1 protein-coding gene is annotated in these 15,516 nt (G+C 73.5%); it reads right to left on the reverse strand.

Features of this window, described 5'->3' with window-relative positions; all coding sequences use genetic code 11:
• Positions 1 to 71: 71 nt before the first annotated feature.
• Positions 72 to 15,509, reverse strand: a complete 15,438-nt coding sequence (locus O7602_RS19655; RefSeq protein ID WP_281584105.1) for a DUF6531 domain-containing protein — start codon at positions 15,507 to 15,509, stop codon at positions 72 to 74.
• Between the last annotated feature and the right edge of the window lie 7 nt (positions 15,510 to 15,516).

Genomic DNA, 15,516 nt, shown 5'->3' on the forward strand with positions numbered 1-15,516 from the left:
TCTCGTCCTTCCGTCGTTCTTCCGGTGGGGTGCCTACCCCGGTCACCGTGGTGACCGGGGCAGGCGGCGGATCACTTGACCGGGGCGCCGATGCGGCGCTCGACCACCGTGCCGAGCGCGTCCCGGCTGAAGGTGGTGACCGCACCGGCCGCGTCGGTGTGCGCGACGAGCTGCCCCGCGGCGTCGTACGCGTACCGCTGGGTGCGGCCGTCGAAGTCGGTCTCCTCGGTCACCCGGCCGTTCGGGTCGTACGTGTACCGCCACGTCCGGCCCTGCGGGTCGGTGATGGTGGTCAGGCGCAGCTCGGTGTCGTACGCGTACCCGGTGCGGTTGCCGGCGTCATCGATCCGGGCCGTCACCAGGTCGAACGCGCCGTACTCGAAGCGGGTACGGCGGCCGGCGGCGTCGACGGACTCGACCAGGTTGCCCTCGCCGTCGTAGCCGAACTCCTCGACGCTGCCGTCCGGGTTCTCCCGCCAGGCCAGCTCCCCCTCAAGCGTCCAGCCGACCTGGGTGGTGCCGTGGTCGTCCTCGACGGCGGCGACGCGGCCGAGGTTGTCGTACTCGAAACGGGTCTGGGTGTCGCCCTTCGTCAGCATGGTGATCAACCGCGCCGCGTCCCGGACGATGGCCGTGGGACCGGCCTGGGTGACCGTGCCCGGCCCGTCCTCGACGGGTCGGTCGAAGCGCACCACCTCGCCCGCGGCGTCGGTCTCGGCGAGCACCCGGCCGTCGTCGTCGAAGGCTCGCTGCCGGGTGCTGCCGTCGAAGTCGGTCCAGGACGAGGGACGGCCCGACTCGTCGTACGTGATCGTCGACGTGCTGCCGTCCGGCCGGGTGACGGTCGCCAACCGCCCGTCGGCGTCGTGGTCCCAGGTGGTGGTGCGGCCCAGCGCGTCGGTCCGCGACCGCAGCCGGTTCGCGCCGTCCCACTCGGTGCGGGTCGTCCCGCCGAGCGGGTCGGTCTCCGCGACGACCTGGTAGCGGTCGTTCAGCTCGTACCTGCGCACCGCGCCGAGCGAGTCGGTGACGACGGTCAGTCCGTCGGAGTATGCGAACCGGTAGCGCAGGTGGCCACCCTTGCCGTCGGTGCTGACGCAGCGGCCGTCCGCGTCGTAGGTGTAGGTGTACCACTCGCCGTTGCGGTCGTCCCAGCGCACGATCCGCCCGTCGGCGTAGCCGAAGCGGGTGGCCGCGCCCGAGCTGTTGAACACGTCGACCAGGTTGCGCTCCCGGTCGTAACCGAACCGGTACGCGGCCACCATGACGCCGGACCGGTTCGGCAGCCAGAGCACGGTCAGCAGGCCGCCGGAGGAGCTGAAGCCGATCCGGGCGCCGCCGGTGGAGCGCAGCTCGGTCGGGGTGCCCGCCTCGTCGCGCGCGACCGACCAGCGGAGGTCACCCTCGGTCACGTCGCTGAGCAGCGACTCCGGGCCGTTCCCGGCGGCGAAGACCAGGACGCGTCCCGACGTCGGGTCGGTCAGCAGCCAGCCACCGCCCTTGAGCCGGCGCAGCGGCAGGGCCCGGCCGACCTCCGGCACCGCCTCCGCGCCCTCGGCGGGCAGCGGGTAGGTGAGCACGGACCCGTCCACGGCCAGGTAGCGGACCCGGTCGCCGTCGACGACGACGCGCTGGTCGAGCGTCGAGGCCCAGGACGGGCCGAAGGAGCGGCCCCACCGGTAGTCGGAGCGGTGCGTCCGCGCCAGGGTCAGGCCCGGCAGCACCGCGTCGGTCTCGGTCAGGATCATCCGGCCGGTGGTCACGTCGATCGGGTCACCGGCGGTCGGCGTCTGCTCGGTCGTCTTCGCGACCGTGGCCGGCGGCACGTCGGTGAAGGACGCCAGCGCCGGCTCCGGGGTCGGGCCGGGGTGGTTCGTGGTGTCGATGAGGACGGCCGTCCCGTCCGGGCCGATCGTCGGTACGGTGCCGAGGCCGCCGAGCTGGCGGTCGATGAAGACGACCGGGCCCGAGGGGAACCGCGTCACGTTCAACACCTGGACCGGAGTGCCGGCCGGGCCGGGGCGGACGGCCACGATGCCCTGGCTGCGGGTGCCCTTCGGCAGGTCGCCGAGCGCGTCCATCAGGCCCTGCGTGGTGCCGACCTCGGTGACGGCGCCGCCCGGGTACGACCTGCGCAGGTCGTCCAGGGTCTTCGGGACCGACGCCGGCGGCGTGTCGAGGACCCGCGCGGACCGTTGGTACTCGTCGACCATCAGGGCGGACTCGATGCCGGTCCGACCGTTCCCGTCGGCGCCGACCCGGCCGACCCAGCCGAGGTACCTGTTGTCGAAGGTGGCCAGGTCGGTGTCGGTGGTCGCGCCGTGCACGTTGCGCGCGATCACCTGAAGGTTCGCGCCGTTGGTCAGCGGCACGTCGCGCAGCAGGTCCCGCGGGTTGACGGCGGGGCCGTCGGTGGTCGACGACGGCGTGTGGCGGGGGAAGAAGTCCGCGTCGTCGAGCGTCGACTCGATCGCCGGCAGCGGGTGGTCCGGGTCGAGGCCGGTGATCCGGTCGTGGGTCTGCTCGTAGAGGTTGACGACCGGTTGCAGGTCCGCCTGGCCGCGCGAGTCGAGAGCCGCGACGAAGCTGTCCCACAGCGCGGTGGCGGCGTCGTGGTCGGGGTGCGACTCGTGCCGACCGAGGAAGTCGCGGACCGCGTCGGCGCGGTCGTCGGCGAGCGTGGCGAGGTCGTCGAGGATGCGCTGACGCCCCTCCACCCCGAGGCCGGGGTCGAGCACCCGCGGCGTGGGCTGGTTCGGGTCCGTCGCGGTGACGTCGACGAAGGCCATCCGGATGTACGGGTCGTAGGAGCCGTAGGGATTCGAGGACATGCCGGGATAGCTGCTGTACTGCACCGGACCGAAGGCGGTGGTGGTCGGGCCGTACGTGCCGGGGTATCCGGAACTCGGGTAGGAGGAACCCGAATAGCCGCCGCCGGGACCGTTGTTCCCACCGTACGACGGCTGGCTGCTCGTCGGCGCGGGTGCGTCGTCGAGATACCGCTGGATGCGGGCCACGAGCGCGTTCGCCGCCGCGGTCCGGTCCCGGGCGTTGTGGTGGTACGTCCGGGCGTTACGCCGGGCGGTGTCGTTGTGCCCGAACGTGGCCTGGGTGGCGTCCCGCAGCTCGTGCGCGTAGGACTCGTTGCGCCGGGCGCGGGAGGCCGCGCTCTGCGCCTGGCGCAGCAGGTCCGTCAGGGTGGCGTGCACCCGGTTCGGCGACCGGTCCCGCCGCAGGTCCCGCTCGATGTCGCGGAGGGTGTCCTCGATGCGCCCGTCCTGGCTGCGGACCGCCTGGATGATCTGGTGCGCCTGCGAGGAGGTGAGCGGCGGCGGCGCGGTGTTGTTCCGCACCATGGCCATGAGTTCGTCGGACTGGCGGTCGATGCCGGCGAGGTTGGCGCTGCGGGTCGTCAGGTAGCGGAACTCGGCGCCCACCATCTGTGGCGGGTCGACGTCGTCGTGCGTGGTGTTGATGCCGAAGTCGTTCTGCAGACTGAAGAACGGCACGTCCCGGCCGTCGGCGTAGCGGTATCCGTAGATGGCGTTGTCCGCCGCGTTCCGGATGGTCTGGTTGGAGAAGTAGTCGACCCGGTTCGTCTCGTAGTCGAAGAGCTGGCGGGTCTGGACGAACACCTGGTTGGTGTCGTACCTGCCGAACTGCTCCTGCATCAACCGCTTGATGTGGTCGGCGCGATCCACCAGGTAGTCCCGGATCGGCTTCGGCAGGGCCGCGCGCATGTCCCGGAACTCCTTGCGCGGGGCCAGCAGGAGGAAGTGCTTGTTCAACAGGCGGGTGCCGCTGCTCGCCTCCTGCGCCACGGCGACGATCGGCGTCGCGATGGCCGGGAAGGTCATGGCGATGTGCCCGTTCAGGCGGGTCTCGTGCCAGGGCAGCGCCCGGCCCCGGGTGTGGTCGCGGAAGTCGGCGGCCACCCGGCGGCCGAGGTCGAGGGCGGTCTCGGCGAGTTGTCGCGGGGTCTGGTTCGCGCTCGCGGAGTAGTTGTTCGCGGCGTACCCGAGGAAGCGGGGCAGCGTGTGGTTGTAGAGACCCACCGTCCACTGCGTGTACGGCGAGGAGAACTGGCCGCCCTGGACGCCGACCCCGACGCCCGCCGAGATGCCGCCGACGTGGTGGAACCGGATGCCCGGCACGTTCCGCAGCACGTCCCGCAGGGGGACGATCTCTCCCGGTGGCACCCGGAGGATGGCGTCGAGCGCCTCGTCGCGTGCCTCGCGGACCGTGCTGGTGCGCGGGGCGTCCTCCCACGACTCCACCCGGCTCGGCCCGGTGACCACCTCGATGATCATGACGGTGCCGGTGCGGTCACCGATGGTGCGGTTCTGGCTGTCGACCTTGAAGACCAACCCCGGGGCGCGGGCGATCGTGTCGCCCAGGTCGAGGCGGAAACCCTCGACCCGGACGCCGATCTGGATGGCGAGTTCCGTCTCGGTGGCGATCCGCCAGTGGGTGTCCGCGGTGGCGATGTCGGCGGCGGACGGGACCGGACCGCCGGGCATGTGGGTCTGGTCGTGGACGACCTCGGTGACCCGCCCGTCGGAGTCCGCGGTGTAGGTGACCCAGACGTCGTCGGAGAAGGCGTGCCCCCGGCCGGTGGTGAAGACGGTCGTCTGGGCGGCCGTGACCGGCACGTCCGGCAGCCGCTTCGCCAGGTCGACGGCGAAGAGCGGGCCCGCGTCGCAGGCGACGACGGTGATCGGTCGGTTGTTCCAGCCGGGGTCGTTCTCGATCAGACCGCCGATGACGTCCGGGTCGTAGGCGTGCCCACCGGCGACGATCTCGCCGTCGACGCCCTCCACCGCCAGCTTGTAGTCGGGCCCGACCGGGAGGGAGTCGGCGTGGGTCTGGTGGGCGACGTCGGTCTCGTGCAGCATGCGCAGACCGGCCGGGGTGAAGACCGGCCGGATCGGGCCGAACTGCGTCCCGTCGGACTCCTCGACGACCCGGCCCCGGCGCCGCGTGGCCGTGTCCCGGCCGCTCTCGGCCGGGGGCCGGTCGCCCCGCCCCGGCAGCGGCGGCAACTGCTGCCGGACGTCGTCCACCGTGGAGATCCGCGCCAGCGGCGTCGGCCCGACCTCGGAGAACCAGGTGTCGGCGGGTTGGACCGTGTTCACCACCTGCGTCAGCGGTGGCGTGCCGTACAGGGCCTCCGGCGACGGCGGGACGGCCCGGGCCGGCACCTGCCGCGGCTCACCGTCGGTGACGGTGGCGTCGGCAAGCGGGTCCAGGGCCGGCTGGGTCACCTTGCAGCTCGCCAGGCCGAGCGGGTCCGCGAAGGTGAGCGGGTCCGGCACGTACGCCGTGGGGTTCGGCCCGCCGACCAGGCCGAGCGGGTCGGGGCTCAGGTAGCGCGCGGTCGCCGGGTCGTAGAACCGGAACCGGTTGTAGTGCAGGCCGGTCTCGGCGTCGAAGTACTGCCCGGGGAAGCGCAGCGGCGTGGCGGCCGGGCCGTGGCCGCGGCCCCACAGGTCGCTACGCGCCCACCAGCGCAGCGCGCCGTCCGGCTCCACCAGGTGGGTCGGCGTGCCGATCAGGTCGGTCACGACGGTACGCAGCGCGTCGTCGTCGGTCTGGGTCACCGGCGCCGAACCGTCCGGCCGGTACTCCCACGAGGTGGTGGCGGTGGCGCCGGCCGCGTCCCGGTGGTGCTGCTCCACCATCAGGTCACCGGACCAGGCGAACCGCACCTCCTCGACCACGCTGTCGTCGGCGGCGAGGCGCTGCTTGGCGATCCGGCGACCGAAGCCGTCGTAGCGGTACCGCCACCGGTCCCCGACCGGCGTGACCACCGCCACGATCCGATCCTCGGCGTCCCAGACGAAGCGCCAGTCCCCGGCCGCGTCGGCGCGGGCGACCAACCGGCCCTTCGCGTCGTGCGCGAACGTGGCGTCGTCCGACCGGACGAGGCGGGTGCCGTCGAACTCCCACCGGCCGCCGCCCGCGCCGGCCAGGTTGCCGGCCGCGTCGTAGTCGTACCGCTCGCGCTCCGCCCCGTCGGCGACCACCCGGTGGATCCGGCCCGTCCCGTCGGCCTGGAAGGAACGCTGCCCGTCGAGCGTGTCGGCGACCGCGGTCACCCGGCCGGTGGCGTCGTAGCCGAAGCCACGTTCGGTGGCGCCGGCGATGTGCTGGGCGGTCAGCCGCCCGGCGGCGTCGAACGTCTGACGCAGTGCCGTCACGTCGTCGACGGTCCGGCTGATCTCCCGCCCGAGAGCGTCGTGCCCGAAGCGCACCAGGTGACCGCCGGTGCGCAGGCTCTCCGGCCGGCCGTCGGCGTCGTACGACCACCGGCTCGACCGACCCGACGGCGTGGTACGCGCCCGCACCGTGCCCAGCGCCGCGTCGTACGAGGTGCGGACGGTCCGGTCGTTGATCGTCTCGGCGGTCACCCGACCCTGCTCGTCGCGCTCGAAACGGACCACCGCGTCCGGGTTCGTCACCGTGGCGATCCGGCCGTGCTCGTCGTACTCCAGCCGCGTCACGGCGTCGCCGACGCGCCGCTCGACGACCCGTCCCCGCAGGTCGTAGCGGTAGTGGGTGGTGTCACCGGCCGGGTCGGTGTGCGTGATCAACTGCCCGGCGGCGTCGCGCGTGTACCGCTGGGTACGGCCGTCGAAGTCGGTCTCCCCGATCAGCCGGCCGGCCGCGTCATAGGTGTACCGCCACACCTGCCCGGCCGGGTTCGTGACCGAGGTCAGCCGTAGTTCGGTGTCGTATCCGTACTCCGTGCGGTTGCCGACCTCGTCGATCCGCGCGGTCGGCAGGTCGAACGGCCCGTATTCGAACCGCACCGCCCGACCCGCTGCGTCGATGCTCTCCACCAGGTTCCCTTCGCCGTCGTAATGCCATTCCTGCCGGGATCCGTCCGGGCCGACGCGCGACGCGAGGTCGCCCTCCAGCGTCCAGCGGAGTTCCGTGCTGCCCTCGTCGGTGTCGATGGCGACCACCCGCCCGAGGTCGTCGTGTACGTGGTGGATGTCGCCGGGCCCGCCGGCCGTCGACGCGGCAGGGGGTGCGGCGTCCGGCGCGGACCGGCTGCCGTCCGGCCGGACGACCACCGTCGGCCGCCCGTCGGCGTCGTACTCGTAGCGCGTCGTGCGGCCCAACGGGTCGGTCCGCGACAGCAGCCGGTACGCGTCGTCCCACTCGTGCCGGGTCGTCGCGCCGAGGCCGTCGGTCTCCGCCACCACCTGGAAGCGGTCGTTCAGCTCGTACCGGCGTTCGGTGCCGAGCGAGTCGGTGACCACGGTCAGCCCGGCGGCGTAGTCGAACCGGTAGCGCAGGTGACCGCCCCGGCCGTCGGTGTCGACGCAGCGGCCCGCCTCGTCGTAGGCGTAGCTGTACCACTCGCCGTTGCGGTCCGCCCAGCGCACGATCCGCCCGTCGGCGTACTCGAAGCGCTCGGGGTCGCCCGAGGAGTTGACCACCCGGACCAACCGGCGGTCCCGGTCGTAGTCGAACCGGTACGCCGCCACGGACGTCCCGTCCCGACCGGGCAGGCGCAGCGCGGTCACCAGCCCGTCGGCAGAGACGAACTCGACAGTCGCGCCGGCCGAGGAGCGCACGTGCGTGACGGTGCCGCTCCCGTCCCGCGCGAACGACAGGCGGTGACCGCCGTCGCTCACGTCGCTGAGCAGCGACTCACCGCGGATCGCCGGGGCGAACACCCGGACCTGGCCGGACGCCGGGTCGGTGAGCAACCAGCCGCCGCCCACCAGCCGGCGCAGCGGCAACGCGCGCCCGATCGTCGGCACCGCCGTCGCGCCCTCCGCGACAAGCGGGTACGTGAGGATCGACCCGTCCGCGGCCAGGTACCGCACCAGCGCACCGTCGACGACGACGCGCTGGTCCAACGTCGAGGCCCAGGACCGGCCGAACGAGCGGCCCCAGCGGTAGTCGGAACGGTGGGTACGCAGCAGCGGCAGCCCCGGCAGCGTGACGTCGGTCGCGGTGAGGATCATGCGGCCGGTGGTCACGTCGATCGGGTCGGCTTCGCAGTACGTCTCGTCGGTGCTCTTCGCCACCGCGGCCGGCGGCACGTCGCCGAACGGCTCACCCAGGTAGGCGTCCGGGTCCGGGTTGCTGGACCGGCGTGATCCGCCGGACCGGCGGTCGCTGTCGGACCGGCGGTCGCTGTCGGACCGGCGGTCACTGTCGGACGGCGCGATGCCGCTGGAGCTGTGATGCGCGTCGGCCGGCGGGAAGTCGTAGTTCTCCCAGTCGGGGGCGAAGGTGGCGGAGCCCGGGCGCTCCGGGAGCTGGCCGGATGCCGGGCTGCCCGACCCCACCGTGGTGTTGTGCCGCGCCGGGGGCGGGAAGACGCTGTCCATCAGGTCGGCGACCGAGGAACTGCTGTCCGACCCCTCCGAGACGTCCTGCGCGTACTCGATCACGGCAAGCATCTGGTCGAGCCGGGCCAGGGGATTGTCCGGCGTCTGGTGCTGCTGCGCGGACGACAGCTTCCGGGACAGGCTCTCCGGGCTCTCCATGATCTCGGGCTGGTTCGCGTCCGACACCACGAAGATGTAGTTGCTGTCCCGGCGCTCGAACGCCGGCACCTCGGACAGCGAGTTCTGCAACCCGATCCGGTTGTATTCCGCACGCCGGTAGGAGAGCTGGTCGTAGAGCTGCTGCTGATGGTCGTCGAACGACTTGGAGGTCTGCCCCTTCTGGAGCTTCGGCACCCGCTCGTCGTACGACTGCCGCGACCGTACGGTGTACTCGCCGGCCTTCGCGATCGTGTGGTCGTCGACGAACTCCCAGGCGACGACCCGCAGACCGTCGATCTCGCCCTGCCGGACCTTGTCGAACAGCACCTGCGCCTCGACGTCGTGCAGCACGCTCGGCACCATGACCGCCCGGTAGACGTGCGCGTCGACCATGCCGTCGGTGACCGCCACGAGCTGGTGGGAGAACTGCTCCCACATTCGGTTGAAGCCGGGCGGGTAGTTGGCGAAGGTGCCGGTGCCGAGCATGACGTTGTCGAAGATCTGCCCGCCGGGTGTCGCCTCGAGAATCCGCTGGCCGTTCTGCTCGGTGATCCGCTCGGCGACCGCCGGGCCGACCTTGCCCCAGAGGGCCAGGTTCGACCGGAACTGCCGCACCGCCTCCGGCAGGGTGGTGTCGAAGTCGCTGTCGTGCTGGTGCCGGTACCACCACTTGGCGGGCACGGAGAAGGCGTGGTTGTCCGCCATCACCTGCGCGAACGGGGTGGCCCGGTCCGCGCCGAACCGCCGGACGACCTCGGCGTCGATCTCGTCGTTCGTCCGGCCCTGGGCCTTCAGTTTCAGCTCGAACCGCATCTGGTGCTTGAAGTCGCGGTACGCCTTCCGCAGCTCGCGGTCGTGCCACAGCCGGTCGTACCGGGACATCCGATATTCGATCTTGTCCCAGTCCTCCTGCGCCTTCTGGAAGTCGACCGAGGAGTTCTGCGGGGGCAGCGGCTGGAGACTCTGCTGCACGTCGCTGTGGGAGGAGTCGTCCGACCAGGACAGCGGCGACGCGCGGTCGTCCTCGGCGACCGGCGTGTCGTACGGGCCGGACGGGGTCTGCGGCCCGCCGATCAACTGCTCCGGCGACGGCGGGGCCGCCTGCGGCGGCAGGATGCTCGGCTCGCCGCGCTCACCGGCCGGACCCGGCGAACGACTGCCGCTGCGGCCCGGCCTGCACGGGGTCAGGCCGAGCGGGTCGGCGAGGGTGAGCGGGTCGTCGACGTACGCGGCCGGGTTCGGCCCACCGGCCAGCCCGAGCGGATCCGGGCTGAGGTAGCGGGCCGTGACCGGGTCGTAGTAGCGGAACCGGTTGTAGTGCAGGCCGGTCTCGGTGTCGTGGTACTGCCCCGGGAAGCGCAACGGTGTGCCGGCCGGGCCGCCGGTGCGGCCCCACAGGTCGCCCCGCGACCGCCAACGCAGATGCCCGCCCGGCGCGACCAGGTGGGTGGGTGTGCCGATGCCGTCGGTGACGACCGTGTGCAGCCCGTCGGCGTCGCTGGCCTGGGCGACCGGCGCGGAGTCGCCGGGACGGTAGTCCCACGAGACGGTGCCGGTGGCGTCGGTCTGCTCGACCATCAGGTCGCCGGCCCAGGCGAAACGCGTCTCCGCCAGGACCGTGCCGTCGCCGGCCAGGCGCTGCTTGGCGACCCGGCGGCCGAACCCGTCGTAGCGGTACCGCCACCGGTCGCCGCCGGGCGTGGTGACCTCCGTCAACCGGTCCTCGGCGTCCCAGGTCAGCCGCCAGGTGCCCGCCTCGTCGACGCGGGTGGTCAGGCGGCCCTTCCCGTCGTAGGAGAACCGCGCGTCGTCCGCGCGCAGGAGCCGGCCGCCGGCGAACTCCCACTGCCCGTCACCGGCGCCGACGAGATTGCCGGCAGCGTCGTAGGCGTACCGCTCCCGGACGACGCCGCCGGCGGTCACCGCGCGGACCCGGCCGGTCCCGTCGGCCCGGAACGAACGGTCGCCGTCGAGCGAATCGGTGATCACGACGACCCGGTCGGAGGCGTCGTGGTCGAAGCCGCGCACGGCGGCGTCCGCGACGTGCTGCGCCGCCAGCCGGCCCGCCCCGTCGTACGCCTGCCGCAACGCGACCACGTCGTCGACGCTGCGGCTGACCTCCCGCCCGGCCGCGTCGTGGCCGAACCGCAGCACGTGCCCGCCGGTGACGAGCGTGACCGGCCGGCCCCGCCCGTCGACGGTCCACCGGCTGGCCCGGCCCGACGGGGTGGTCCGGACCACCACCCCGTTCCCCTCGTAGGAGGTACGGACGGTCCGGCCGTCGACGGTCTCCGCGACGATCCGGCCCCGGTCGTCGCGTTCGAACCGCACCACCGCGTCCGGGCTCGTCACCTCGGCGAGGTGGCCGGCGTCGTCGTATGCCAGCCGGGTGACCGCGTCGCCGGCCCGGCGCTCGACCACCCGGCCCAGCAGGTCGTAGCCGAAGTGGATGGTGTCGCCCGCCGCGTTCGTGCGGGCGATCACCTGCCCGGCCGCGTCGTGGGCGTAACGCTGCACGTGCCCGTCGAAGTCGGTTTCGGTGACGAGCCGCCCGGCCGCGTCGTAGGCGTACCGCCACACCTGGCCCAGCGGATTCGTGACCGCGACCAGCCGTAGCTCCGTGTCGTAGGCGAACTCGGTCCGGTGCCCCGCCGCGTCGATCCGGGCGGTCGGCAGGTCGAAGGGACCGTACTCGATCCGCACCTTCCGCCCCTCGGCGTCGGCGCCCTCCACCAGGTTTCCCTCGCCGTCGTACCGCCACCGCCGGGTGCCGCCGGCCGGGTCGGTGCGCCAGGCCAGATCCCCCTCGGCGGTCCACCCGAACTCGGTGACGGCACCGTCCGCCAGCCGCACCGACCGGGGCCGCCCCAGACCGTCAAGGTCAACATCAGTCCCGGGTACGCCGTCCGCCCGCTCGCCGTCGGTCCGCGTGCCGTCCGTCTGCGTGCCGTCCGTCTGCGTGCCGTCCGTTCGCGTGCCGTCCGGCGGGGCCGGGTGGTGGCTGCCGTCCGGGCGGATCGTCGCGACCGGGCGACCCGCCTCGTCGTAGTTGAACCGGGTGACCCGCCCGAGCGGGTCGGTGCGCGACCGGAGCCGGTTCGCCGCGTCCCACTCCTCGCGGGTCGTGGCGCCGAGCGGATCGGTGACCGCGGTGACCTGGAGACGCTCGTTCACCTCGTACCGGTGCAGCCCGCCGAGCGAGTCGGTCACGACAGTGACACCCTCGCCGTACGCGAACCCGTACCGCAGGTGACCGCCGTTGCCGTCGGCGCGCACGCACCGGCCCGCCCGGTCGTAGGCGTACGTGTACCACTCGCCGTTGCGGTCCTCCCACCGCACGATCCGGCCGGCGTCGTCGTAACCGAGCCGCACCGGGTCGCCGGAGGAGTTCCGTACCTCGACCAGGCGGCGCCTGTCGTCGTACCCGAACGTGGGTAGCTCGACCACGTCGGCGCCGTCGGCCGGCACGAACCGCGCGCCGGTCACCAGGCCGGCGCGGGTGTGCAGCTCCACCCGGTCCCCGGACGACGACGCCAGCAGCGTGGGGGTGCCGGCGTCGTCCCGGGTGACATGCCACCTGACGCGGTCCGTCGCGACGTCGGAGAGCAGGGCCTCGCCGTCCTCCCCGGCCGGGGCGAACAGCAGCAGCGTGTCCCGGTCGGTGATCGCCCAGCCACCGCCTCTCAACCGCCGTAGCGACGCGGGTCGCCCGAGCAGCGGCAGCGCCTCCGCGCCCTCGACGGGCATCTCGTAGGTGAGAATCGAGCCGTCGGCGGCCAGGAACCAGGCCCGCGTCCCGTCGGCGACGACGCGCTGGTCCAGCGTGGACGTCCACCTCGGGCCGAAGGTCCTCCCCCAGTGACAGTCCGATCGGTGGGTACGCTCCAGCGCCAGGCCGGGCAGCCGCGCGTCCGTCTCGGTGTAGATCATCCGGCCGGTCGTGACATCGATCGGGTCACCGACGCAGACGGTCTCACCTGTCGACTTCCACACCGAGGCGACCGGCACGTCCCGCAGCCACGCCCCCTTCCCACCCCACTCACGCCCCTGCCCCCGCGCCCCGCCCGCGCGCGTCTCGCCGGCTCGCGTCTCGCCGGAGGAGATCTTGGTATGCGGGCGCCCCTCGGGGGGCGGTTTCGTACCAAGATCGGTGTGGTCGGGGTCGGTTCGGGGCGCGTAGGGCGGTGGGGACGGGGGGAGGTCCGCGTAGGGGGGTGGGGGCGGTGTGTCGGCTACGGCTGGGTTCGGCGCGGGCTCGACCGAGTCGGCGTAGGACGGCGGAACCGATGCCGGCGGTACGGGGCGGCTGCCCGCGCCCGGCGTCGAGGTCTTCGCGTCCGTCGTGGTCGACGGCGTGGAGCCGGTGACCCTGGGGCCGGTGACCGGGACCGGGAGCGGCCCGATTGCCGGCGTGATCGTCGAGGTGGAGGCGGGTTCGGTTGCGGACGTGCGTGTCGGAGTCGACGGCTGTCCGGTTGCCGGCGCCACCGGTGCCGTCGCCGGCGGCTGACCCTCGGGTGTGGACCTCGGCGCGGCGGGCGGGTCGATAGCCGGCTCGGTCTCCGGTGCGGCGGGGGGAAGCACAGCGATGGGTTGGGTGCCGGTAGGGCCGGCGACCCGATCGGTCGGGGGCGGTACGGCCTCGCCGGCAGTCGTGTCCACTGGTCGAGCTGCCTGATCCTGCGCGCCCGGGGTGACGTGGGTCGGCCCGGGCCGACCCGGCTCGGCCGGCGTGTCCCGGGGCTGAACGGCGCCGGACTGGGCGGCGGCACCGGGCTGGGAGGCGGCGCCCGGCTGGACGGCGCTGGGCGGGGCGGTGCCGGGCGGGGCGGTGCCGGGCGGGGCGGTGCCGGGCGGGGAGTCGACAGGTCGGGACCCGGCGGGCTCGGTGGTGCTGGGTCGCAGGGTGACAGGTGAGGCGACCTCCGGCGACGACGTGGCGGGCGACGAGGTCTGCGGGGTCGCGACCTGGGTGGTGGGGGTCGGGGCCTGAGCGGTCGGCGGGCCGCCCGGCGCCGTATCGACCTCCTGGCCCGGCGTGGCCGGCGGGCTGGTGATCGGGCCGGGTGTCGCGGTGGACACGGGCACGGCGGGTGCCACCGGGGGTGACGTGGTCGGGCCGGTGGTCGATGGAGTGGATGACCCTGGAGTGTCGAGGCTGCCCGAGTTCGGACCCGTCGGGGTCGTCGGACCCGATGGGGTCGACTCGCCGGCGGCGGGGATCGGGCCGGACTGCGCGGCCACCGGCGGCGGGGTGCCCGGCGGCGAGGTGGCGGGCGCAGTCGTGTTCGAAGGCGTCGTCCCTGGCGGTGGTCCCGCCAGGTCGACGGCCGGCGGTGCGGCCGGCGGCGTAGAGGTCGGGAGCTGCGTGGTGGGTGGAGCCGGGTTCGCCGTCGGGACCGGAGCGGGCGGGGTCGTTGCGGGAGTCCCCGCCTGGGGTGGAGTCGCCGTCGGGGCGGTGGGCGGCGCGGGTTGAGCCGGAATCTCGTTCGGCGCGGCCGGAGCGGACGCGCGGTCGACGGTGGCCGGGTCAGCAGTGGGGTCCGGCACCGCGTCGACCGGCGACCCGACGACGGCCCGGTCAGCCGGCGGGGTCTCGAAGCCGGGTAGTCCGGCACGCGGAGTCCCGCCTGCCGAGGGCGGCCGTACCAGGTCGGTCTGCGCTGCGGGCGGCTGGACGATGGAGCCGCCGGCCGACGGATCCCCGGGTCGCCCCGGTTGCGGACGGCTGCCGTCCACGGCGGCGACCGGCGGCGTGGCCCGGGGATCGGGACCGGCCGGGGGCTGGGGAGCCGAACCGGCCGGGGGCACCTGAGCGGGCGGGGCGTTCGAGGTGGGAACGGTGGACGGCGGACCCCCGGACCCGGGGGCGGGGACTGTGGAGCCGGGCCCGGGGACCGTCGAGCCGGGCGCGGGGGCCGTCGAGCCGGGCGCGGGGGCCGTCGAGCCGGGCGCGGGGGCCGTCGAGCCGGGCGCGGGGACCGGGCCGCCGGGTCCGGACCGGACCTCGGACCGTTCGTCGGTGCCGACGCCACCGGGGCCGGTCAAGGCGGGGCCCGTGGCCGCCAGGTCCTTCGCGGGACCGGGACCGGTGATGCCGGGCGGGGTGGGAGTTCTGGGGCCGCCACCGAAGGCGCCGCCGAAGTCGTGGGCGTAGCGGCTGGCGTACGTGCCGACGCCGGACGAGATCGCGGTCGCGAGCGCGTTGAACTGGCCGGCGGCCCCGATCATGGCCATGTAGGCGAACTCGCCGAGCGTCTCCCCGATCGCGCCGAGCCCGGCCTGTCCGTGGGTGTTGCCGGCCAACCTGGGGAAGTAGCGTCCGCCGACCAGGAAGACACCGCTGGCGACGGCGCCGACGGCGACGCCCGCGCCGACCGAGTCCAGGACGTCCGAGCCACTGAACCCGTCGCTCTTGTTGCCCTTGGCGATCACGTAGGTCTGGGCGATGACGTTCTCCGCGCCCTCCTCGATGCCCTCGTCGACCGCTCCGATGACGAGCCGGGCCATCAGTTGCTGGAGTCGGCTCTGCAACCTGTCGAGCAGCGCCTGGGTGAGCTTCTGACCGATGTTGAGGTACGCGGGGACGAGCGTGGCGCCGAAACCGGTTGCCATCGCCGCGGCGATGTCCAGGACGATCATGAACGCCGCGACGACGATCTGGGTCTGTCCGTAGTCGATCTGTTCGTTTGCCTGGTTGGCGACGTCGCCGGCGATCAGGGCCGTGCGGATGCCCGCCGGAAGCGGCCGGGTGATGATCTGCTGGAACTGGGCGAACGCGTCGGCGGCCGGACCGTCGAGGTTGCCCTGGAGCCCGACGCCGAGCGCCTGGGTGGCGGCGATCCCGTTACGCAGGTTCGCGCTGAACTGTCGCAGCTCGGCGCTGAGTGCCTTGAGCTGCGACGGATCGCCCTTGGGAAACTGCTCACCGACGGTGTAGAGGATCGCGTCGTACGCCCACTGCCAGTTGGGGTCGTTGGGAATGTGGAAGTCGCCCATGGGTACG

This window comes from Micromonospora sp. WMMD1128 (assembly GCF_027497235.1).
GTDB lineage: Bacteria > Actinomycetota > Actinomycetes > Mycobacteriales > Micromonosporaceae > Micromonospora.